This is a genomic window from Microbacterium sp. F2 (assembly GCF_052274505.1).
In the GTDB taxonomy this organism is placed as follows: Bacteria; Actinomycetota; Actinomycetes; order Actinomycetales; family Microbacteriaceae; genus Microbacterium.
Genome location: NZ_JBNVBV010000010.1, coordinates 34,868 through 57,535, shown reverse-complemented (window position 1 = coordinate 57,535; position 22,668 = coordinate 34,868). Strand labels below are relative to the sequence as shown.

Annotated in this window: 22 protein-coding genes; 16 read left to right on the top strand and 6 right to left on the bottom strand. The window is 68.6% G+C overall.

What is annotated here, in order from left to right; genetic code table 11:
- The first annotated feature begins 187 nt into the window (after positions 1-187).
- Together ACQVDU_RS14395 and ACQVDU_RS14390 are read left to right on the top strand one after the other, a co-directional pair.
- Positions 188-553 (top strand): hypothetical protein, encoded by a 366-nt coding sequence (locus ACQVDU_RS14395; RefSeq protein ID WP_062633834.1) that lies wholly within the window; start codon positions 188-190, stop codon positions 551-553.
- 180 nt (positions 554-733) lie between these two features.
- Complete coding sequence (locus tag ACQVDU_RS14390) at positions 734-1,516, top strand: IclR family transcriptional regulator (RefSeq protein ID WP_039712028.1); 783 nt, start codon at positions 734-736, stop codon at positions 1,514-1,516.
- 99 nt (positions 1,517-1,615) lie between these two features.
- Here ACQVDU_RS14390 and ACQVDU_RS14385 read toward each other — a convergent pair whose 3' ends face one another.
- The 6 genes from ACQVDU_RS14385 to ACQVDU_RS14360 are packed head-to-tail and all read right to left on the bottom strand — an operon-like array spanning position 1,616 to position 6,246.
- Positions 1,616-2,455 (bottom strand): aldo/keto reductase, encoded by an 840-nt coding sequence (locus ACQVDU_RS14385; RefSeq protein WP_005050739.1) that lies wholly within the window; start codon positions 2,453-2,455, stop codon positions 1,616-1,618.
- On the bottom strand, positions 2,452-3,690 hold the full coding sequence (locus ACQVDU_RS14380; RefSeq protein ID WP_062633832.1) for an NAD(P)/FAD-dependent oxidoreductase: 1,239 nt from the start codon (positions 3,688-3,690) through the stop codon (positions 2,452-2,454). Before ACQVDU_RS14380 ends, ACQVDU_RS14385 begins: the two co-directional genes overlap by 4 nt.
- Before the next feature lie 10 nt (positions 3,691-3,700).
- Positions 3,701-3,895: a ferredoxin gene (locus ACQVDU_RS14375; RefSeq protein ID WP_062633830.1), complete on the bottom strand. Its 195-nt coding sequence runs from the start codon at positions 3,893-3,895 to the stop codon at positions 3,701-3,703.
- A complete protein-coding gene (locus ACQVDU_RS14370; protein WP_085603657.1) occupies positions 3,876-4,220 on the bottom strand; it encodes a hypothetical protein in 345 nt (114 codons plus the stop codon). Before ACQVDU_RS14370 ends, ACQVDU_RS14375 begins: the two co-directional genes overlap by 20 nt.
- On the bottom strand, positions 4,217-4,807 hold the full coding sequence (locus ACQVDU_RS14365) for a 3-phenylpropionate/cinnamic acid dioxygenase subunit beta (RefSeq protein ID WP_062633826.1): 591 nt from the start codon (positions 4,805-4,807) through the stop codon (positions 4,217-4,219). Before ACQVDU_RS14365 ends, ACQVDU_RS14370 begins: the two co-directional genes overlap by 4 nt.
- Positions 4,804-6,246, bottom strand: coding sequence for a Rieske 2Fe-2S domain-containing protein (locus tag ACQVDU_RS14360; RefSeq protein WP_228164524.1), 1,443 nt, complete (start codon positions 6,244-6,246; stop codon positions 4,804-4,806). Before ACQVDU_RS14360 ends, ACQVDU_RS14365 begins: the two co-directional genes overlap by 4 nt.
- A gap of 265 nt (positions 6,247-6,511) precedes the next feature.
- On the opposite strand from ACQVDU_RS14360, the gene ACQVDU_RS14355 reads away from it, so the two are divergent.
- The 14 genes from ACQVDU_RS14355 to ACQVDU_RS14290 all read left to right on the top strand — a co-directional run bounded on the left by ACQVDU_RS14355 (position 6,512) and on the right by ACQVDU_RS14290 (position 22,663).
- The gene (locus ACQVDU_RS14355; protein WP_062633835.1) at positions 6,512-7,966 is read left to right on the top strand and encodes an aldehyde dehydrogenase family protein; all 1,455 of its coding nucleotides are present in this window, start codon (positions 6,512-6,514) and stop codon (positions 7,964-7,966) included.
- A 273-nt stretch (positions 7,967-8,239) separates the two neighbouring features.
- Positions 8,240-9,445 carry a thiamine pyrophosphate-dependent enzyme gene (locus ACQVDU_RS14350; RefSeq protein ID WP_062633824.1) on the top strand — a complete coding sequence of 402 codons (1,206 nt, stop codon included), beginning with the start codon at positions 8,240-8,242 and terminating at the stop codon, positions 9,443-9,445.
- 95 nt (positions 9,446-9,540) lie between these two features.
- On the top strand, positions 9,541-10,257 hold the full coding sequence (locus ACQVDU_RS14345) for a class II aldolase/adducin family protein (protein WP_062633823.1): 717 nt from the start codon (positions 9,541-9,543) through the stop codon (positions 10,255-10,257).
- A gap of 499 nt (positions 10,258-10,756) precedes the next feature.
- Positions 10,757-10,966, top strand: a complete 210-nt coding sequence (locus tag ACQVDU_RS14340; protein WP_067119704.1) for a heavy-metal-associated domain-containing protein — start codon at positions 10,757-10,759, stop codon at positions 10,964-10,966.
- Positions 10,966-11,928 (top strand): heavy metal-binding domain-containing protein, encoded by a 963-nt coding sequence (locus ACQVDU_RS14335; protein ID WP_067119702.1) that lies wholly within the window; start codon positions 10,966-10,968, stop codon positions 11,926-11,928. Before ACQVDU_RS14340 ends, ACQVDU_RS14335 begins: the two co-directional genes overlap by 1 nt.
- Positions 11,929-11,963: 35 nt before the next feature.
- Complete coding sequence (locus ACQVDU_RS14330; RefSeq protein WP_067119698.1) at positions 11,964-14,237, top strand: heavy metal translocating P-type ATPase; 2,274 nt, start codon at positions 11,964-11,966, stop codon at positions 14,235-14,237.
- Positions 14,238-14,286: 49 nt separating this feature from the next.
- Positions 14,287-14,529 carry a YHS domain-containing protein gene (locus tag ACQVDU_RS14325; protein ID WP_067119694.1) on the top strand — a complete coding sequence of 81 codons (243 nt, stop codon included), beginning with the start codon at positions 14,287-14,289 and terminating at the stop codon, positions 14,527-14,529.
- A gap of 55 nt (positions 14,530-14,584) precedes the next feature.
- On the top strand, positions 14,585-14,881 hold the full coding sequence (locus tag ACQVDU_RS14320; protein ID WP_067119691.1) for a metal-sensitive transcriptional regulator: 297 nt from the start codon (positions 14,585-14,587) through the stop codon (positions 14,879-14,881).
- 55 nt (positions 14,882-14,936) lie between these two features.
- Positions 14,937-16,088 carry an FAD-dependent oxidoreductase gene (locus tag ACQVDU_RS14315; RefSeq protein ID WP_067119688.1) on the top strand — a complete coding sequence of 384 codons (1,152 nt, stop codon included), beginning with the start codon at positions 14,937-14,939 and terminating at the stop codon, positions 16,086-16,088.
- Positions 16,085-17,329 (top strand): MFS transporter, encoded by a 1,245-nt coding sequence (locus ACQVDU_RS14310; RefSeq protein WP_067119687.1) that lies wholly within the window; start codon positions 16,085-16,087, stop codon positions 17,327-17,329. Before ACQVDU_RS14315 ends, ACQVDU_RS14310 begins: the two co-directional genes overlap by 4 nt.
- The gene (locus tag ACQVDU_RS14305; protein WP_101305190.1) at positions 17,326-18,846 is read left to right on the top strand and encodes a multicopper oxidase family protein; all 1,521 of its coding nucleotides are present in this window, start codon (positions 17,326-17,328) and stop codon (positions 18,844-18,846) included. The genes ACQVDU_RS14310 and ACQVDU_RS14305 overlap by 4 nt, the downstream gene beginning before the upstream one ends.
- 143 nt (positions 18,847-18,989) lie before the next feature.
- Complete coding sequence (locus tag ACQVDU_RS14300; protein ID WP_067121084.1) at positions 18,990-19,202, top strand: YHS domain-containing protein; 213 nt, start codon at positions 18,990-18,992, stop codon at positions 19,200-19,202.
- Between the two features lie 62 nt (positions 19,203-19,264).
- Positions 19,265-20,470: an FAD-dependent oxidoreductase gene (locus ACQVDU_RS14295; RefSeq protein WP_067121082.1), complete on the top strand. Its 1,206-nt coding sequence runs from the start codon at positions 19,265-19,267 to the stop codon at positions 20,468-20,470.
- Positions 20,471-20,488: 18 nt separating this feature from the next.
- Positions 20,489-22,663, top strand: a complete 2,175-nt coding sequence (locus tag ACQVDU_RS14290) for a heavy metal translocating P-type ATPase (protein WP_067121080.1) — start codon at positions 20,489-20,491, stop codon at positions 22,661-22,663.
- The last annotated feature ends 5 nt before the right edge of the window (positions 22,664-22,668 follow it).

Below are 22,668 nucleotides of genomic sequence, written 5' to 3'. Positions count from 1 at the left end.
TGAAAGACCTGGATCGACGGGGAGGTCATTTGCACGAGGCGTTTCGCTTGCTGCGGGAAGAAAGGCTCAAACGAGGCCGATACCATCGCCGAGCGACGGTGTATCACCCGGACGTAGAAGAGGTCGACCAGCTCTACGGTGTCCGGCTTCAGCTGGAGTCCTTAGGCGCGCGCCGGACGGTGGACGGATGCTGCGCTCCGAGATCGGCGCTTCGCGCGAGTACGGGACGCTAATGGATGCGGCGCTGGCAGTCGGTGACATGGGCGCCTGGCTGGTGGCGCACCACGCGTTCCTCCGCTGCTGCGTCGCGCGTGCAGACATCCCGTTGGGGCGGGTAGTGGACTCCTACCCGGAACGCTGCTTACACATCTATCAGTTGTGGCACCCGCAGTCGTTCGCCATCGCTCATCGCGAGTACGAGGCCGTCCTCGAGTCGATCGTCAGGCGTCCGACGCCCAGGGGATCGATCTGTCGCCGCTGGCGACCCACGAGTTCGCCTTCGACGATGCCGCCGCCGCCTTCGAGCAGTCCCGCGACGCGTCCAGCAGCCTGAAGGTCCTGCTCCGACCGTAGAGCGCCTGGGCCGTCGGGGCCGTCACAGGGAGCCACGCGGGCGGCGTGGGGTGGCGCGGGCTGCAGTGGCACCGCGGAGACGATCCTCCCGCCTGTCGGGTCGGCATCGGAGCGCGCGGTGCAGGAGGAGCGCGCCCACGTTGCAAGTAAGCTTTCTGCCGTGCAGAATCGACAGCTCGGGTCGCCGGGCGATCCACCCCAGTATCCGATCGAGTCGGTCGACAACGCGCTGAAGCTGATCCTGCTGCTGGGTGAGGAGCACGAGCTGCGGCTCACGGACGCCGGTGCCCTCCTCGGGGTGGCGACCTCGACCGCGCACCGACTTCTCGCGATGCTGGCATGGCGCGGCTTCGTGCGGCAGAACCCGGTGACCAAGGCTTACGGCCCTGGCCCGGCGCTGACGACGGTGGCCTTCTCGGTGCTGCGCAGGATGGATGTCCCGAGACTGGCGCAGCCGATCCTCGAGGACCTCAGCGCCGCCCTCGGTGAGACCTGCCACCTGGGCACGCTCGAGGGCAACCATGTCCGATTCCTCGCCGTTGCCGAGCCCGATGTGGCCGTGCGCGTGGTTTCGAGACTGGGCAAGACCCTGCCGGCGCATTGCACCTCGACCGGCAAGGCGCTGCTTGCCGAGCTGAGCGACGAGCAGCTCTTCCGGCTGTACCCGGACGAGCAGCTCGAGATCGTCACACCGAACTCCATACGTTCCCGAGACGAACTCGTCGCCGAACTGGTTCGGACACGACTGGACGGTTATGCCGTGAATCGGCAGGAAAGCGAGGACGGCGTGGCGAGCGTCGCGGTCCCGGTCCACGTCTCGTCGGGACTGCGACTGGCGATCAACGCCTCCGCGCCCGTGCAGCGGTTACCGCCGGGCAAGGTCAAGTCCCTAGCGCGGTCACTGCAGGACGCCGCGATCCGCCTCGCCGAACTGTTGGGGTGAACCGGCCCGGGTCGTCGTAGCGCCCATGGATGCGCTGCGCACGCGAACACGCCGCTGATGAGCGTGGCTGCGGGAGCGACCGACCCGCCGCCGTGGGCCTCAGTGCCCGTTGGCCGGATCGTCCGGGTCGCGGGCGGCTTCTTCGCCTTGATCCAGCCCACTCAGCGTCGCCATATCCTCCGAGCTGAGCGTGAAATCGAAGACGTCGATGTTCTGCGCGAGATGCTTCTCATCGCCGGCGCGCGGGACGGGAACGATCCCTTCCTCGATGTGCCAGCGCAGTAGGACCTGTGCGGGCGACTTGTCATACTTCGACGCGATCGCGGTCACCGCGGGATCGGACAGCAGGGCTCCTCCGCGTCCGAGCGGGCTCCACGCCTCGGTCAGGATGCCGTGAGCGCGCTGGAAGCTGCGCTGTTCGACACGGGCGATGTCGACGCTGAGCTGGATCTGATCGACGTCGGGGACGACACCGGTCGCGTCGACGACGCGCTGAAGGTGGTGAGACTTGAAGTTGGAGACGCCGATCGCCTTCACTCGTCCCTCTTCGAGCAGTCTCACCAGACCCTTCCACGCTTCGACGTATCGGTCGAGGGCCGGAACCGGCCAATGGATCAGGAACAGATCGAGGTAGTCGACGCGAAGGGTCTTCAGCGATCGGTCGTACGCGCGCTGCACTCCCTCGACGCTGTGGTCCTCCTTGTTGAACTTGCTCGTGATGAAGACCTCGTCACGAGGGATGCCCGATGCACGCAGACCGGCACCGACGGCCTCCTCATTCGCGTACTTGTACGCCGTATCGAACAGGCGGTAACCGTAGCCGACCGCCTTCTCGACCATCGTTGCGCACTCGTCTCCCGTGAGTGGCCACGTGCCCACCCCGATTCGCGGGATGCGGTGACCGTGCAGGAGGGGGAGGGTGGTGTCGTCAGCTCTCATCGGGCGGCCGCCTTCGCCGGAGCCGTGCTCGAGGGCTCGAGGAGGGCGCGCAGCCGATGTATCAGCTCGTCCGCCTTCGCTCGCGAGGCGACCGAGCGGCGGGCGTCGACGAGGGCACGCGGCCAGTTCACGATGACGGCACCTTCGGCCTGCCCTTGGCTCTCGCCGTACACGACGGCGAAGCGGTCCTGCGCAGGGTCGCCCACCATCGTCCAGTGATCAGATCCGGTATGCCCGACGATCTGGATCTTCCAGTCGTACTGGTCGCTCCACACATACTCCGTCGGGTCGTAGCTGCGCAGGTCATCCGGGTGAGCGATGTTATGCGCGACAATCAGCGCCTGATCCGTCGCGCTCGTCCAGTGCTCCAACCGGATCGGGTCGGGATGCCGTCGGTTCATGAATCGTGCCACGTCGCCGATCGCATACACGTGGGAGACGCCGACGGCGGCAAGCGTGCCTTCGCAGACGACACCGTTATCCAGCGCGAGGCCCGACGACTCGAGCCACTCCGTGTTGACGACCGCTCCGATACCGAGCAGGACAGCGTCGACATCCAGCGTCGCGCCATCGGTGAGCGTGACCTGGACGCGGTCACCCGTGCGCTCGACGTTCTCGACGGAGACGCCGAAGCGTAGCTCAGCACCCTCCCTGCGGTACTTCTCCGCGAAGATACCGCCCACTTCCATATTCATCGCCCGGCCCATCGGAGCACCGATCGGTTCGATGATGGTGACCTTGACACCGGCCGCAAGCGCTGTGGCGGCCGCCTCGGCGCCGATGAATCCGGCGCCGACCACCGCGAGGTGGCGGCCCGGAACGAGCTCCTTGCGCAGCTCGTCGGCATCGGCGCGGGTACGCAGCACGTGGACGCCGGGAGTGGAAGCCCACGGGGTTCGGCGAGCTCGGGCACCCGTCGCGATGACGAGGATGTCGTAGGTCAGCTCGCTGCCGTCGGCGAGCGTCAGCGTCTTGCCGGCAGGATCCAGCTCGGTCGCGGCGACGCCGAAACGGGTCTCGACCCGCAGGCCTTCGAGCGCTTCCGCCGTCGTCAGCGCGATCTCCGGGTCGGATGCGGCGCCGCTGAGGTACTTCTTCGACAGCGGGGGACGGTCGTAGAGGGGATGGCTCTCCTGGTCCACCAGCGTGATCGCGCCGGTGAACCCCTCCGAACGAAGATTCTGTACGAGCTTGACTCCGGCGACGGAAGCACCGACGACGACGACGTGAGACATGCGAATCGGCTCAACCCTCGACAGACAGCGCCGAGACCGGGCAGCTTCGGGCGGCTTCCTCGACGCGAGTGCGCTCCGCGTCCGGCACCTCGAGCTGCAAGAGCACGACCTTGCCGTCGTCGTCGATGTCGAAGTAGTCTCCCGCGGCCACGACGCAGTTCGCGTAGCCCTGGCAGAGGGAGAGGTCAGCCTTCACCGTGGCCATGGTCATTCCTCGTTGATGATGGGTCGGGGTCGGGGAACACGGGCGCGTACGGCGACCCGATCATCGCTGAGAACGTCTGGACGGTCTGCCAGGTGAGCGCCTCCAGCTCGAGCGGGTCGAGTGCGATCCATTGTCCGGATTTCGGAGAGTCGATGAGCAGACGCGTCCCGTTGCGGGTCTCGACCCGGCTCACCGTGATCTCAGAGAACTCGTTGGCGATCGTGAGCGGCTCGCCGACGGTGCGCGCGACCAAACGTGCGCGCTCCTCGGCGGCGGCGATCGCGGCGGCCCGATCGACGTCGGCGCCTTCCCACTCCAGGGTCACAGGAAGATCGCCAGGTTCTGGGTGCGCAGCACCGACTCGTCGACGAGGATGACGCGGCGCGCGAGCTTGTACTCGCCTCCGACGTCACGGAACACATCCTCCCGGTGGGCGGAGATGATCGACGGCTCGTTCACGTCTCCTCGGCTGCGGAACAGCAGCATCGCGGAGTCGGCGAGCACCTCGCCGGGCACGTCGGTCTCGAACACCCGCACGTTGGTCACGAAGTGACGCAGCCGGGACGGAGGGTCCTCGGTCCAGGCATGCTCGGTAAGGAACCGTGCGACGCGCCGGCTGAGCGAGTACTTGTTCTCGTCCCAGTGCGCCATCCCGGGGGACGTGCTGAAGGGCGTGCCGAGTGCGGTGGTCACGCGGACGGGCATGACGTAGTGGATGTCTTCCGTCAGCATGTCCAGCCAGCTCTCATACCGCTGCTGGTCGAGAGTGTAGGCCTCTTCGACGAGCCAGCGATGGATCGTGGCGTGCAGCTCGCTCGTGAAGGGCAGGGACGAGCCCACCCGGTCGGCGAGGGTTGACGACTTGCGAAGCCGGGAGACTTCGGAAACTGCCTTGCCGGTCTCCTCGATCATCGGACCACCTTCTGACCATTGTTCGTGATGCCCGCAGGTCGGGGCTCGACATCCAGTGGCGGCTCGCCGCCGATCGACAGGGCACGGAAGTCGACGCCCTCGTACTCCGACTCCAGGTAGTCCGCCCAGCGGTGGAGCAGATGGCGCTGGTTGTACTCGCCGTAGCCCACGTGCGCGACGCCGGGGCCGGCGAACTGGTCGGGGCCGAGCGGCTCGACGACCGGCGATCCATCCTTGAGGATGCCCATGCGGCTGTTCAGGAGCAGGCGCCGCGCCATTGATCCCTTCGCCGTGTTCGTGAGCGAGACCCAGTTCTCCACGTCGTCCTGCTCGAACATGCCCGTCGACCCGAAGCACATCAGGTAGGCCTTGTACGACAGTGCCTTGAACTCCTCCGGAGCCTCAGCGTCGACCGCGAACCAGGAGTACACCTCGGTCTCGTCCTCGCTGATCGGAAGCCACGTCCGGATGGAGATGAACGGGAGCACGTCCTCGTCCGAACCCTCCTCGACCTTGGGCCAGTTGTGGACGAAGGACATGTTCGGGAAGAGCGAGGCCGCGGAGATCATGAACCCGTCGCGGCCGATGACATCGAGCTGCTCCTGAGACCAGGTCGCCTTCATCCGCTCGACCATCTCGTCCGGGTAGCCGACGTACCGCAGCCGCTCCTCGAGCGTGCCCGGCGGGAGCTTGTAGGTCGTGCCGCCTCCGTTGCCGGCCCAGTATGTGTTGCCGTCCTTGCGCTTCTCGGCCTTCGGCTCGCGGAACAGCCCGATCTCGACGACCGAGGTGTGCGTCTGGGGCGTGTGGTACATGTCGCCGGCGAAGTTCTCGGCGCCGATCTTCCAGTTCGCCTTGACGCGCCACCGCTGCGGGCCCCGGAGCTCGATGCCGCTGGGGCTCTGCCGGGTGTAGTAGTCGAGATAGAACTTGAAGTCGCCGATGTAGTCCTCGAGGCTCGGCGCATCCGGGTCCATGCTGATGAAGATCAGGCCGTTGTACATACCGAGGTTCGGCGCCGGCAGGAGCCGTGCGCCCTTTCGGCTGAACCCGGCCTCGCCGCCGTAGGCCTCCTCGTGGAAGGGGAGTCCGACGATGCGTCCGTCGTTGCGGTAGGACCACCCGTGGTACGGGCAGCGGAAGTGCGAGGCGTTCCCCATCTCGGCCCGGCAGACCTGCATGCCGCGATGCAGGCACATGTTGAAGTGGGCGCGGATCTCACCCTTCTCGTCGCGGACGATGATGAACGAGTCGTCGAGTATTCGCCGGACGACGTAGTCGCCGGCCTGAGGAATCTCGGACTCGTGGCCCACGAACAGCCAGGCGCGGCTGAAAAGGTTCTTTCGTTCGCGCGCGAAGATCTCCGCGTCGTTGTAGATGTACGCCGGTATCATTCCGCGACGGATCTCGTCGTAGATCGTCATGCTGGAAGTGCTCATCGTCGCGCCTATCCGTAGTGTAATGCTTCGACACCGCTCCGACGTCGCACGTCGAAGCGGGCCGAGGCATAGTTTCTGATGTGCAGAAATTGATTCTGCCACACACGCGCGCCTTACGTCAAGTGGGCCCGAGGAAGGCCTTCGCGGCCGCGCTCGGAGGAGGAGGCGATGCGTCGCGGCTGCGAGGACCATCCTCCCGTCCCAGAGGGTGGGCATGCTCCTCTGGAACACAGAAACCGCTTCTGCTGGAAACGAGGAGTCAATGATGAGCCCGTCGACCGATGTCGCAGACCGGGAATGGACCGTCACTCTCGATGGCAAGCCGTGGGCCAGTGCCGCGCGCTACGAGGTCGAGAACCCCACGACCGGGCGTCCCCTGACCTCCGCCCCCGACCTCTCCGAGGAGGAGGTCGGGCGCGCGGTGGCGGCGGCGCAGGCTGCGCAGCCGGCCTGGGGCGCGATGCCGCCCCGAGCCCGGGCCGCCGTGATCCGGCAACTCGCTGCGACGATCCGAGAGCACCGTGAGGAGCTCGCCACTCTCGACGCACTGGACGGCGGGTTCACCCTCTCGATGATGAGGGGCGATGTGGACGCGGCGGCGGAACTCATGGAGATCTTCGCCGACATGGCGCTCGACCTCGGTGGCCGGACGATTCCGGTGAGCACGAACCTCCACTACACCATGCAGGTGCCCTACGGAGTGGTCGCGCGTATCGGTGCGTTCAACCATCCCTTCTTCTTCGCGGCGGCGAAGGTCGCCGCGCCCCTCGTCGCCGGCAACGCCGTGGTCCTCAAGGCCCCGGACCAGACGCCGCTGTCTTCGTTGCGCCTGGCCGAGCTCGCGGTCGGGATCCTCCCGGACAATCTGTTGATCACCGTCAGCGGTCGCGGCGCGGTGACCGGACGCGCGCTGGTGCGTCATCCCGAGGTCCGCCGGATCGGTTTCATCGGGTCCACCGCGACGGGGCAATCGATCCAGCGGGATGCAGCCGAGACCGGAGTCAAGCACGTGTCGCTCGAACTGGGCGGAAAGAACGCTCAGATCGTCTTCGCCGACGCCGATTTGGAGGCGGCTGCGGCCGGTGCCGTCGCGGGTATGAACTTCACGTGGGTCGCCGGACAGAGCTGCGGCTCGACGAGCCGCCTGCTCGTGCACTCCTCGGTGGCCGACGAAGTGATCGGCCGGGTCGCCGAGCGCATGGCCGCGATCCGGGTGGGAGACCCGCTGGACCCGTCCGTGGACATGGGCCCGCTCGTGTCGGAGGCACAGTTCCAGAAGTCCATCAGCGCCATCGCCGAAGGCAGGAAGGCGGGTGCCACCGTGGCGACGGGCGGCGGCCGTCCCGCCGGCCTCGATGAGGGGTGGTTCGTCGAGCCGACGCTGCTCACCGGTGTCAGCCCCGGGTCGTTCGTCGAGCAGAACGAGATCTTCGGCCCCGTCCTCTCCGTCACCACCTTCGACGCCGACGAGGAGGCCGTACGGATCGCCAACGGCGTCCAGTACGGGCTCACCTCGAGCATCTGGACGCGCGACGTCACGCGCGCCCACGTCGTCGCCCGGCAGATCGAGGCCGGCTACATCCTCGTCAACAGTGGCAGCCGGCACTTCTGGGGACTGCCGTTCGGAGGGGTGAAGGCTTCGGGGATCGGCCGCGAGGAGTCCCTCGACGAACTGATCTCGTACACCGAGACGAAGACCGTGACCGTTCTGCTCTCGTAGGGGGGCAGCGCTGCGCGCTGTACGTCGTCGCAGCAAGCGCGGCGCGATCCATGCCGGCGGTGCTGGGAGGCGCTGTTCCCGTCAGCCTCGGGCAAACCCCGTCGAGGCGAAGGCCGCCTGCAGGGATGCCTGGGCGCCGAAAACGTTCCCCGGGCCATCACAGAGGCGACACAGCAGTACACGAAGTGGTCGGCTGAGATCCCCCGGGCGGAGCGGCTTCCGGAGTTCCTCGAGCGAGCGTTCCAGATCGCTTCCACCCCTCCCTACGGTCCGGTGCACCTCGGCATTCCGATGGACTTTCTGGAAGAGGAGATCGAGTTCACCCCGGGACCGGTGACCGAGTATCTGCATGAGGCGCTCGATCCGGATGCGGTAGAGCGTCTCGCCCAGATTCTCAGGACGGCGGCCAGTCCGGTCATCGTGGTGGGGACAGAGGTCGCGCGGTACGGTGCGATTGCCGCGCTGGAAAGGCTCTCCGACCTGGTGGACGCGTCCGTGCTCGGGGAGATCAAGGGCGCCGACCTCGCCTTCCCGAACACCAATCCGAGGTACGTCGGCAAGCTGACCGCATCGAGCCCTGCACTGGAGGGCGCAGACGTCGTCGTCCTCCTCGGCGCCGAGCTCACCGAGGGGCTGGCGATGCCCCTGCCGGATTTCGGTGACAGCCTCGTGGTGCAGGTCACCGTGGACCCGCTCGCTCTGCGCCGGCAGTACGCAGGTCAGGTCGGCATCCTCAGCCACCCCGGGCGCCTGCTCGATGCGGTCGCCGATCGCCTCGCTGAAGGCGGAGCGGTACCCGTGAGCTCGGGCGGGCGGGTGCGAGGGCTCAGAGAGCGCTGGGAAGCGGGCCGCGAAGCCTTGCGGTCGCGCCTGCTCGGCGAGGCTGATGGCGCGGTATCGGCGGCCCACATCGCGGACCTCATCCATCGCCTCGGCGGCTCCGAGACGATCGTCGTCAACCAGTGCGGATCCGCGGAGGGCTTCATCGACACACTCGTCGACTATGGCGCACCGTGGACGTATTTCGGCCTCTCGGGGAAGGCGAGTGCTCAGGGTTGGGGCGCGCCGGCGGCGGTCGGCATCCAGATGGCTCGTCCCGATCGTCGAGTGATCGCCGTCCTCGGCGATGGCGGGTTCATGTTCAACTCCACAGCGATCCACACCGCTGCCGCGTACGACGTTCCGGTCGTCTACCTCGTCCTCGACAACGGGGGCTGGCGGGACGTCGCGACCGTGACGGGAGCGATGGGCAGCTCGCTCGGAGAGCCCGGCGCAGAGGATGCGATGCGCTGGACCTTCCGGCCCCCGATCGACCACGCATCGTACGCCCGAAGCCTGGGACTGAAGTCTTGGCGGGCGTCCAACCCGGAGGAGCTCGAGAGCGCGTTCGCCGCCGCGTTCGCCGAGGATGGGCCGACGCTGATCCAGGTCGCGTCTGCGATGGGCGATGTCCGGGTCTTCGGGCAGGCGTTCGCGTGAGATGTCGAGCAGGAGTGACAGCGCCGTATACGGTGAGTGAGCCGCGTGTTCGGGCTGACAGCGACACGTACGTCTGCAGTAGGGAGCGATGAAGGATGTCAACTGGTGATCGACTAGGGGTTCGAGAGGATCTCGTCGATGCGAATCGCATTCTCGTCCGCCACGGCATCCTCGATGCTTTCGGCCACGTGAGCGTCCGTGACCCCGACGACCCGAGCAGGTTCCTCATCTCCAGAAACCTGGCCCCCGGCCTCGTCACGCCCGACGACATTCAGGTGATCGGATTGGACGGGACGACCGCGGACGACAGACCGAGCTATCTCGAACGATTCATCCACGGCGAGATCTACCGGGCACGCGCCGATGTCCAGGCCGTTGTCCACAGCCACTCCGCGTCGATGGTGCCCTTCAGCATCTCCAGGACGCCTCTGCAGGCGGTGTGGCACATGGCGGGCTTCCTCGGCGAAGCGGTCCCGGTCTTCGAGATCCGTGACAGCGTCGGGTCCTCCAGCGACCTGCTGATCCGCAGCGGTTCGCTCGGCGCGGACCTTGCTGCGACCCTCGGGGGCGCGGCGGTCGCACTCATGCGAGGACACGGATTCGTCGCCGTGGGCGACTCGATCCCGCAGGCGGTCGCCCGCGCGGTCTACGCGGACCTCAACGCCCGAGCACAGGTGACGGCCGGTCAGCTCGGCGGCTACACCGCCCTCACCGCAGAAGAGGGCGCCGCGGCCGCGGAATCCAACAACGGGCAGCTCACGAGGGCCTGGGAGATCTGGAGAGCCAACGCCAGGCGCGGGGAGAGCGTCTGAAAGCGCGCCTCCTCCAGGCGCGCTGAGCAAATCCGCCCGCTCGCGGCCGGCGCGTCATCGCGTCGGCGAAGCCGGCCGTTCGCCCCTGGTGGGGCGGTCCGGCATGCCGGCACACGCCGCCCGCGCCTAACGGCTCGCGCCATGTTGTGTATCTGACACACACAACAGTAGTAGGGGGGGTCGGACATTTGACGGGCCGGGGTGTAGGGATTTTTCTAAAATGTCCATTTCGCAGATGAAGTGTCCACGTGGTGTCCATATGGACATTTCGGTCGGGTGGTTCGGGTGATCTCTCCTGCAGCAAGGGGATAGCTGCTGGGCGGGAGACGTAATTCACGCACAGGCGGCCGGTTCGAGGCGGTAGGTCTCACGCGATGCCACAAACAAATCTGAGCATGGACACCACGATTTCCTCAGTACTCCGGAATACCCTAGGGGGGTAGGGGTGTTAGGGTGGGTGTCGCCGATTCTGGCGCATCACCGACGGAAGGAAACCATCATGGCCACCAGCGAGTACCAGGTCACCGGCATGACGTGCGGACACTGCGAGATGTCCATCCGTGAAGAGGTCTCCCAGATCCCCGGCGTGGACGAGATCCAGGTGAGCGCCCAGACCGGCAAGCTCGTCGTGTCTTCCACCAGTGCTCTGGATGACGCCGCCGTGCTGGCCGCGGTCGACGAGGCTGGTTACTCCGCGGTGCGCGCCTGATGAACGCTGCGGGACGACTCAGCCTGTATGGCGCCGGCGTCGTCGTGGCTTTCGGCGGGGCGTTCGGCATCGCGGCAGCTGTCGTCCCGGACAGCGCCGTCGCCAACTGGACGGCCGCGGCTGACGACAGCTCGATGGCCGATCACGCCGGCATGACCGGCGAGGACACCGCCGAGACCGCCACCATCCCCGGCGTCTCCCTCTCCGGTTACGGATACGAACTCAGCCCGATCGCCGCGCCCACCGGAACGGGCGAGTCAGGCGAGTTGAGCTTCCAGATCCTCGACGCTGACGGGACTGCGCTGACCGCGTACGAGTCCTCGCATGAGAAGGACCTGCACCTGATCGTGGTGCGCACCGATGGAACCCAGTTCCGGCACGTGCACCCCACGCTCGACGAGGCCACCGGCACCTGGACGACCTCCTGGGAGTGGACCGAAGCCGGCAGCTACCGGATCTATGCCGACTTCGTGCCGGACGTCGCCGACGGCCCCGACAAGGTCACCCTGACCCGCACGGTCGACGTCGCGGGCGCGTTCACCCCGAACCCGGCGACCGCCACGTCGACGACAAGCGAGGTCGACGGGTACACGGTCACCCTCGATGGGGACCTGACCGCGGGGGAGAGCTCCGAGCTAACCTTGTCGGTCACCCGTGACGGGCAGCCAGTCACCACCCTGCAGCCGTACCTTGGGGCCTTCGGGCACCTCGTCGCGCTGCGCGATGGGGACCTGGCCTACCTGCACGTGCACGCCGAAGGCGACGACCCGCAGGACGGCGACACCGCCGGACCCGACATCCGATTCGCGGCCGAGGCGCCTACCACCGGCCGGTACCTGCTCTACCTCGACTTCCAGGTCGACGGGCAGGTCCACACCGCCGAGTTCGTCGTGGACGCCGGGCACGGCACCGGCGACACGGACACGGACGACACACACAGCGACACGGGCGACGGTCACTGACCGCCCCGCGGTGATCTGAGAGAAGAAGGAACACCATGAGCACCACAGCCCCCGCAGAACAGACCGCGGACTCCGCCGTCGAACTCCAGATCGGCGGGATGACCTGCGCCTCCTGCGCGATGCGGATCGAGAAAAAGCTGAACAAGCTCGACGGCGTCGCCGCCACGGTCAACTACGCCACCGAGAAGGCGAAGGTCACCATCCCCGCCGGATACGACCCGGCCCTGCTGATCGCCGAGGTCGAGAAGACCGGCTACAGCGCGGCGCTTCCGGCCCCGAAGAAGGCCAAGAACGACACCGCCGAGGGCGGGGACGCGGACGATGCCGACCCGGAGCTGACCAGCCTCCGCAATCGGCTCATCGTCTCCATCGTCCTGAGCGTCCCGGTCATCGCGATGGCGATGGTCCCCGCCCTGCAGTTCACCTACTGGCAGTGGGCGTCGTTGGCGCTGGCGGCGCCGGTCATCGTGTGGGCGGCGTTCCCGTTCCACAAGGCGGCGTGGGCGAACCTCAAGCACGGCACCGCGACGATGGACACGCTCATCTCGATGGGCACGACCGCCGCGTTCCTGTGGTCGCTGTACGCGCTGTTCTTCGGCACCGCCGGCACCCCCGGGATGACGCACCCGTTCGAGCTCACCCTCGCCCCCTCGGAAGGAGCCGCGAACATCTACCTCGAAGTCGCCGCCGGGGTGACGATGTTCATCCTCGCCGGCCGCTACTTCGAGAAGCGGTCCAAGCGTCAGGCCGGCGCCGCGCTGCGCGCGCTGCTCGAGCTCGGCGCGAAGGAAGTATCCGTGCTGCGCGACGGGGTGGAGACGAAGATCCCGGTCGAGGACCTGCAGGCGGGGGACGAGTTCATCGTCCGCCCGGGCGAGAAGATCGCCACCGACGGTGTCGTGGTTTCCGGCACGTCCGCCGTGGACGCCTCCATGCTCACCGGCGAATCCGTCCCGGTCGAGGTCGCCGAAGGCGACCCCGTCACCGGAGCCACGGTGAACGCCGGCGGACGCTTGGTAGTTCGCGCCACTCGGGTCGGCTCGGACACGCAGCTGGCGCAGATGGCCAAGCTCGTCGAGGACGCCCAGACCGGAAAGGCTGAGGTGCAGCGCCTGGCCGACAAGATCTCCGGCGTGTTCGTCCCGATTGCGATCCTCATCGCCGTCGTCGCGATGGGGGCATGGTTGGGTGCCGGGTTCCCTGTCGCTGCCGCGTTCACCGCCGCCGTCGCCGTGCTGGTCATCGCGTGCCCGTGCGCCCTGGGTCTTGCCACGCCGACCGCGCTGCTGGTCGGCACCGGCCGCGGCGCGCAGATGGGCATCCTGATCAAGGGCCCGGAAGTGCTGGAATCCACCCGCAAGGTCGACACCGTCGTGCTCGATAAGACCGGCACCGTCACCACCGGCAAGATGACCCTGGTCAACGTCGTCACCGAGCCGGGCACCGATGCGGACGAGCTACTCCGCCTCGCCGGTGCACTCGAAGACGCCTCCGAGCACCCCATCGCGCAGGCGATCGCGAAGGGCGCCACCCAGCAGACCGGCACCCTCCCCACCGTGGAAGGGTTCACGAACCTGGAAGGCAAGGGCGTGCAGGGTGTCGTCGACGGACACGCACTCATCGTCGGCCGGGAATCGCTGCTGGCCGAGTGGTCGCTGCGCCTGAGCGCCGAGGTTGCCGCCGCGAAGGCGCAGGCCGAAAGCGAAGGCAAGACCGTCGTCGCCGTCGGATGGGATGGTGCCGCTCGCGGCATCCTCATCGTCGCCGACACCGTCAAGCCGACCAGCAAGGAGGCCATCGCCCAGCTCAAGGCACTCGGCCTGACTCCGGTGCTGCTCACCGGCGACAACGAGGCGGTCGCCCGCCAGATCGCCGCCGAGGTCGGTATCGACCAGGTCATCGCCGAAGTCCTCCCGAAGGACAAGGTCGATGTCGTCACCCGCCTCCAAGGCGAGGGAAAGGTCGTCGCGATGGTCGGAGACGGTGTCAACGACGCCCCCGCGCTCGCGCAGGCCGACCTCGGCTTGGCGATGGGAACCGGCACCGACGTCGCGATCGAGGCCTCGGACATCACCCTGGTCCGCGGCGACCTGCGCAGCGCCGCTGACGCGATCCGGCTGTCCCGCAAGACCCTCGGCACTATCAAGACCAACCTGTTCTGGGCCTTCGCCTACAACACGGCCGCGATCCCGGTCGCAGCCCTCGGTCTCCTCAACCCGATGCTCGCCGGTGCCGCCATGGCACTGTCCAGCGTGTTCGTCGTGGGCAACAGCCTGCGTCTGCGCGGATTCAAGAGCATCGCCCGCTGACCGGGCAACCCGGCAGCACCTACCACCCACATCGGAAGGAACACCACCCATGTCCAGCTGTTGCAGCACCAGCGCCCCCGCCCCCGGCGGCCGTGAGAACCTCCTCGACGCCGCCGGTGGCGCCGACATGACCACCTGCCCCGTGATGGAGGGCACCCCGGTCAACAAGGCCACCGCCGTGGCGGCCGGCCTGTTCCGCGACTACGAGGGCGAGCGGTACTACTTCTGCTGCGCCGGCTGCGGTCCCGCGTTCGACGCGGACCCGGCCCGCTACGCCGCCGCCATGGCCTGAGCCTCACTCCCGGTGCCCACACACCCCGTGCGGGCACCGGGAGACCGGACCCTTCATGACCTCCACCATCGCGGCCGCCCGCGAACCGGGCTACATCACCGACCCCCGCACCTACCGGAACCGGCTGCGCCGTCTGGAAGGGCAGATTCGCGGGCTCACCGGGATGATCGAGCAGGAACGCCCCTGCATCGATACCCTCACCCAGATCTCCGCCACCCAACGCGCGCTCCAGGGTGTCGGTCTCGCCCTGCTGACGGACTACCTGCGCCACGCGCACGCCACCGGCACCCTCACCGACGACACCGTCCTTGATGCCGCCTCGACCGCGATCACCCAGCTGATCCGGTCCTGACCCTGCCCTCCTCGCAGCGCCGCGACCCCCGTACCCCGGAAGCGAACTGCACCTCATGCCCACCCACCATGTCCTCATCCTCGGGGCAGGAGCAGCCGGCGTCGCCGCCGCAACAGCCCTCGCCCGCCACGAGGACATCCACGTCACCCTGGTCGGCAGAACCCACGAGACCCCGTACATCCGGATGCACATCACCGGCGTCGCGTTCGGTCCCACCTTGCCCGAGACCATCCACGCGCCGCTCCCGCCCGTCACCGTGCTGGCAGACACCGCCACCCACCTCGACCCGATCAGCCGCATCGTGCACCTCGCCTCCGGCGCACAGTTGCGCTACGACGCGGTCATCATCGCCACCGGCAGCCGCCCGGACACCCTCACCCCGGGCCTGCCCGGGCGGCACACTCCCGCTGCACGGCACCAGGTCGTCACCCTGCACAGCATCCAGGACGCCCAACAGATCCGAGAACACCTCACCCGCACCGCCGGGCCGTCCCGGGTCGCGATCTACGGCGGCGGATTCACCGGCGCGGAGACCGCGTCCGCACTCCACGCCGCCGGACATCACGTCGCCCTCATCAGCCGCTCCCGCATCCCCGGGCGGGCCTCCTTCGGCGCGCAGATCGCCGCCCACATCACCGGCATCCATCGCGGCAAAATCACCACATTCCTGGGCCGCACGATCACCGCCGTCCGTGACAGGAGCCCGCTGCTGGGGATCACCCTGGATGACACCACCACGCTCTCCGCCGACCTGCTCATCACCGCCCTCGGCAACGCCCCCACCGCACCGGGACCGTTCTCTTCCGGGGTGCCTGTCGATGACCGGCTGCGGAGCACTGCCCCGCACGTGTACGCGGCCGGCAGCACCGCCATACACCGCGACGACCACCTCGGGATCTGGCGCCTGGATCACTGGGCCGACGCGGCCGCGCAAGGACAGCACGCCGCCGCCGCGGTGCTCCACGACCGCACCGGCGCCGCCGACCCGGGACCCTACCGTCCTCGTAGCTCCTACACGTCACTGATCCACGGCACCGCCATCACCGGCATCGGGTACACCATGACGCCCGCCACCGAAGGACAGGGCCCAGGACCCGGCACCCTCGTCACGCACACGCTCAACGGTGCTCTGGTGGGGGTGAGCGGTGTCGACGCGGTCGCCACCGTCCACGAAACCGCCCAGCACCTGCACGAGAGCGCCGCATGACCGCCGCCACCCCTGTGACCCCGGCCACTCGTGCCCGCGGCGGGTTCTGTCTCGCCGTGACCGGCACCGTCGTGCTAATGGCGGCCGCGTCGGCGCCTTCCCCGTTCTACCCGCAACTCACCGAGCAGCTCCAGCTGCCCCCGGTGGCCACCACTCTTATCTTCGCGATCTACGCCATCCCGCTGCTGCTCGCACTGCTGACGCTCGGGTCGCTTTCTGACCGGGTCGGGCGTCGCGGCATCCTCACCGTCGGATCGGTGGCCCTGTCGGTGAGCCTGCTGATGTTCTGGGCCGCCGATTCCTTCCTGCTGCTGCTCGCCGCCCGCGCCCTGCAAGGCCTGGCGGCGGGACTGCTGGTCCCGGTTCTGAACGCCATGATGGTCGACCACGAACCCTCCCGCTGGCTGGGGGCGGCCGCGCTGGCCAACACCGTGGCCCCCATGGCCGGTCTCGGGCTCGGGGCGCTCACCGCCGCTGGACTGCTGGACCTACCCGGCATCGACGCGGGCACCATCTTTCTGCTCCTCGCCGCGGTGTTCCCTCTCCTCGCCGCCACCGCCTGGACCATTCCCACCCCACCCGTCCTTCCCGGGGACGCGGGACCGGACCCACGGGCCCGGCGGGTCTCGGCGGCGACGCGGCGGATCATCGTCTCGGTCGCCCCCGCCATCATCGCCGGGTGGGTCACCAACGGTCTGTTCCTCGCCCTGGGACCGGGGATCATCGCCACCCGGTTCCACGCCGACACCTACCTGCACCAGGCCGGGTCCATCATCATCCTCGCCGCGGCCGGGGTGGTCGCCGCCACCGCACTGCAGGGGGCCACCGCCCGGCGGATCAGCGTGTTCGGGGCCGTGTCTCTCGGCGCAGGCACCGTGCTCAGCCTCGCCGCGCTGGCCGTGCCAACTCTGCCCGGGTACCTCGCCAGTGTCGCGGTCGTGGGTGCCGGGTTCGGGACTGCCTTCATGGGCGCGATGCGCACCCTGCTGCCGCACGTCGACCCCGGGCAGCGCGCCACCGTTATGGCCGTGATCTACACGATCTCCTACCTCGCGATGTCCGTCCCCGTCGTGCTGGCCGGCTTCCTCGTCCCCGCTCTCACCCTCCCTGGAGCCGCGGCCGTGTTGGGGGGAGTGGTGGTGCTGCTCAGCATCACCGCCACCCTCACCCACCTGCGCACCCCCACGGAGCTCACACCGCCCGCCACGCAACATCGACCGAAAGGGACCCGCCGACCATGACCGCCCCCGCGCCCCGCCGTTCCCCCCACCTCACCCGGCGACGCTTCCTCGCCCTCGGCGCCACCGCCGCCGCGGTTGGAGCTCTGGCCGCCTGCACCCCCACCCCCGCCTGGGTCAGCCCGACGGGAGCGGCCGTCGACCGCACCGAACGGGGCCGTGGCGGCACCGGCCGCGTGGTCACCGCGACGCTGACGGCGGCGGCGGCGACCCTCGATCTGGCAGGAACACCCGCGTCCACGTTCTCCTACGGCAGCATCCCCGGGCCTGTCCTGCGCGTCCAGGCAGGAGACACCCTGCAGGCCACCCTGCGCAACACCCTCCCCGTCGACACGTCCGTGCACTGGCACGGCCTGGCACTCCGCAACGACATGGACGGCGTCCCCCCACTCACCCAGACCGCGACCCGCCCCGGCGAGTCGTTCCAATACGAGTTCATCGCCCCCGACCCCGGTACGCACTGGTTCCACCCGCACGTCGGCGCCCAGCTGGACACCGGCCTATACGGGGTGCTCATCGTCGAAGACCCGAATGAGCCGCTGCGCTACGACGACGAATGGGTCATCGTCCTCGACGACTGGCTGGACGGGGTCACCGCCACCCCCGACGCGGTGCTCGAGCAGCTGCGAGAAGGAATGGGCGACATGGGCGGGCACGGCGACATGTTCATGCGGATGGGGAACATGCTGATGGGCGCCGACTCCGACCTACTCGGCGGCGACGCCGGCGACGTGTACTACCCGCACTACCTGATCAACGGCAAACCCGCCGCCGACCCCGCCCAATTCACCGGCACGCCCGGCACGCGGGTACGGATCCGGCTGATCAACGCCGGCGGCGACACCGCGTTCCGCGTCGCCATCGGCGGGCACCGGCTGACCGTCACCCACACCGACGGGTTCCCCGTCGACCCGGTCGCTGCCGATAGCGTCCTGGTGGGAATGGGGGAACGCTACGACGTGATCGTCACCCTGGGCGACGGTGCGTTCCCCCTGGTGGCGGAGGCCGAAGGCAAGCGGGAACGCGGCTTCGCCATCATCCGCACCGGCAGCGGACAGGCGCCCACCCCGGACGCGGACATCGCCGAACTGGGCGAAGGCCGCGTCGTCGCGGTGGCGAGCATGCTCTTCGCCGCACCCGAGGTCACCCTCGACCGTCGTGACGTGGACCGCACCCTCGACCTCACCCTCACCGGCAGCATGGCCAATTACGACTGGGGGTTCAACGGCACCCAGTTCGACATGCACAACCCGTTGCGCGGCGCGCACGCACTGGTCGCGGGGGAACGGGTGCGGCTGCGGGTGACGAACGACACCGACATGTGGCACCCCTTCCACCTGCACGGCCACACCTATCAGCACGCCGGTGGCGGCCCCCGCAAAGACACCTCCATCGTGCTGCCGAACCAAACCCTCGACCTCGAGTTCGACGCCGACAACCCCGGCCAATGGATGACCCACTGCCACAACATCTACCACGGCGAAGCCGGGATGATGACCGTGCTCGCCTACCGCCCCTGAGCACCAGCAGTCCAGGGAATACACGCCACACCCCACCTGTTGTCATACCCGTACGGGGTATAGCCTGGAGGGGTTCGGACGCAGACAAACGAGGCAGCGACGACGGCTGCCGCCCCGGACCCACATCACGGAGAGCAACGGATATGAGCCACGACCATCACCACGAAGCACCCGCCGGCACCCCCGCCGATGACATCGTCACCTGCCCGGTGATGCCCGGCAGCACCGTCAGCAAGAGCACCGCGGAAGCCCAAGGCCTCTACCGGGACTACGACGGGCAGCGGTACTGGTTCTGCTGCTCCGCCTGCGGCCCCCTCTTCGACGCCGACCCCGCCAAGTACGCCACGGCCGCCTAACCGACCACAGGCCGGGGATACCGGTCACCAGCCCCCACATTCGCGAGACGCAAGGAGCAACATTGTCACCCCAGAAGGTCCTCATCCTGGGAGCCGGCGCCGCCGGCGCGGCCGCGGCGCGCGTTCTTCACGGTTCCGGCACGGTGAGCGTCACCCTCGTCGACCGCACCGGACAGGCCCCGTACAACCGCACCCTGGTCAACAAGGGGGTCGCGATCGGGCTGCTCACCCCGGAACAGGTCGTCACCCCCGGGGTGGAGGTCATCAGTGACACCGCGGTCGAGGTCGACCCACAGGGAAAGACCGTGCGGCTCGCATCCGGCCGGATCGAACCGTACGACGCGCTCCTCCTCGCCACCGGCAGCACCCCCCGCTTGCTGCCGGACACGCTGCCCGGCCTGACCGCCGCCACGGAGGCAGGACGGGTCACCACCCTGCACTCCCTGGAAGACGCGGTCGCCGTCCGCGACCTCCTGGGCACGCTTGGCCGCCCCGCGCAGATCGTCATCTCCGGTGCCGGTCTGGTCGCGGCCGAGACCGCCACGCTGCTCCGCGACCGTGGACATCAGGTCACCCTCCTCGCCCGCGCGACCACCCCCGGGGTCAGCGTGTTCGGCGCCGGCGCCGCGGAGCGCCTCGCCGCCGCGCACCGGGAGCACGTGGACGTCGCGTTCGGCCGCACCCTCACCGCCGTCACTGACACCGGCACACAGCTCGAGCTCGCCTTGGACGACACCACACAGCTGACGGCGGATCTGCTGATCATCGCCCACGGAACCACCCCGACCGGCCCCGCCCCTTGGGAAGACGGGGTCATCGTGGACGGGAAGCTGCGCACCGCCACCCCCGGCGTCTACAGCGCCGGCGGGGTCGCCGCACACTATGACACCACCCTGGGCGCCTGGCGCATCGATCACTGGTCGGACGCGGCCGCGCAGGGTGAACATGCCGCACGCACCATGCTCGCCGACCTCGGCGCCGGCACCCACCCGGGCGACTACCAGCCCCGCGCCCCCTTCACGGCAACCGTGCACGGCATGATGGTCGCCGGTGCCGGGATCACCGGGGGTCACACCTCCGCACGCATCGACACTACCGACCCGCTCCTGGTCGTCCACGAGCATGACGGTGTCCCCGTCGGGGTGCTCGGGCTGGACGCCGTGCCCGCGGTGTTCGGGTGGATGCCGAACCTTCATACTCCTGCCGCGACCGATCCGCAGGACCTCGCCTCCGCGGGAACCGCGACGGCAGACTCACACCAACGCTAGGCACAGGGAAGTGAACCGATGACTGACCCGCACGCACACCACACCGACCACCCCACCGGCAAGGCCGCCACCGCCACCGGGGGAGACACCCGCCACGGCGACCACACCCCCGAGCCGCCCACCCAGCACGACACCCACACCGGCCACGGCACGCAGGCCAGCCACGGGGACCACGCAGGTCACGATGGTGGTGGCCACGGCGGCGGGCACGGTGGGCACGGGGATCACGTCGGCCAGTTCCGGCGACTGTTCTGGATCAACCTGATCATCGCCGTCCCGGTCGTGGCGTTCTCCCCGATGTTCGCGATGATCCTCGGCTACACCGTCCCCGACTGGGCACTGTTCATCGCCCCCGTCCTCGGCACCGTCATGTACGCGTGGGGCGGGTGGCCGTTCCTGACCGGTGCGGTCAGCGAACTCCGCTCCCGCAAACCCGGCATGATGCTGCTGATCGGTCTGGCCATCACGGTCGCGTTCTTCGCGTCCTGGGGCGCCACCCTGGGCCTGCTGCACCACGAGCTGGAGTTCTGGTGGGAGCTGGCGCTGCTGATCGTGATCATGCTGCTCGGTCACTGGATCGAGATGCGCTCCCTCGCCCAGACCAGCTCCGCGCTGGACACCCTCGCGGCGCTGCTCCCGGATGAGGCAGAGCGCGTCGAAGGGGACCAGATCGTCAAGGTCTCACCCGCCGACCTGCAGGTCGGGGACGTGGTGGTGGTCCGCCCCGGCGGCAGCGTCCCCGCCGACGGGAAGATCGTCGACGGCCGCGCCGACATGGACGAGTCCATGGTCACCGGTGAATCCCGCCCCGTCGCCCGCGGCACTGGCGACCCCGTTACCGCGGGCACCGTCGCCACAGACTCCGGCCTTCGCGTGGAGGTCACCGCCACGGGGGATGAGACCACCCTCGCGGGTATTCAGCGGCTGGTCACGGAGGCACAGAACTCGTCCTCTCGGGCGCAGCGGATCGCCGACAAGGCGGCGGCGCTGCTGTTCTGGTTCGCGCTGGGCGCCGCCGCGATCACCGCGGTGGTGTGGACTGTCGTCGGCAATCCCGATGCGGCGGTCGTGCGCACCATCACCGTGCTGGTCATCGCCTGCCCGCACGCGCTGGGCCTGGCGATCCCGCTGGTGGTGTCCATCGCCACTGAGCGCGCCGCCCGTGGCGGGGTGTTGGTGAAGGACCGGCTCGCGCTCGAGAGCATGCGCACCGTCGACACCGTGCTGTTCGACAAGACCGGCACCCTCACCAAGGGCGAGCCCACCGTCTCCGCCGTGGAACCGGTCGGTGACCTGGACGCTGACCAGGTGCTCGCGATCGCCGCGGCGGCCGAGGCCGACAGTGAGCACCCGCTCGCTAGGGCCATCGTTCGCGCCGCGAAGGACAAGAACCTGACCCTGCCGAAGGCGACCGGGTTTTCCTCTTCCCCGGCGGTCGGTGTCACCGCGACCGTCGACGGTGCGGAGATCCGTGTCGGCGGTCCCCGTCTGCTCGAGGACGTCGGTGCCAGCGAGGTCGACACGGCGGACGCGTGGCGTAGCGAGGGCGCGATCATCCTGCACGTGACCCGGGACGGAAAAGTCATCGGCGGGCTCAAGCTCGCCGACGAGATCCGCCCCGAGTCCCGTGAAGCCGTCGATGCCCTGCACAAGCTGGGTGTCCAGGTGGTCATGATCACCGGCGACGCCGAAGCCGTCGCGAACGCCGTCGGCGCCGAGCTGGGCATCGACCGGGTCTTCGCGCACGTGCGCCCGGAGGACAAGTCCAGCAAGGTCGCCGAGCTGCAGAAGGAGGGCCGCAAGGTCGCGATGGTGGGCGACGGCGTCAACGACGCCCCCGCCCTCGCGCAGGCCGACGTCGGCATCGCGATCGGCGCCGGCACCGACGTCGCGATCGCGTCCGCCGGGGTCATCCTCGCGAGCTCCGACCCGCGCAGTGTGCTGTCGGTGATCCAGCTGTCGCGTGCGGCGTACCGGAAGATGAAGCAGAATCTGTGGTGGGCTGCCGGGTACAACCTGATCTCCGTGCCGCTCGCCGCCGGCGTGCTCGCCCCCATCGGGTTCGTCCTGCCGATGTCGATCGGTGCGATCCTGATGTCCCTGTCCACCGTCGTGGTCGCCCTGAACGCGCAGCTGCTGCGCCGCATCGACCTCAGCCCCGAAGCCAGCACCCGCGCAGCGCTGGACAGCTAAACCCG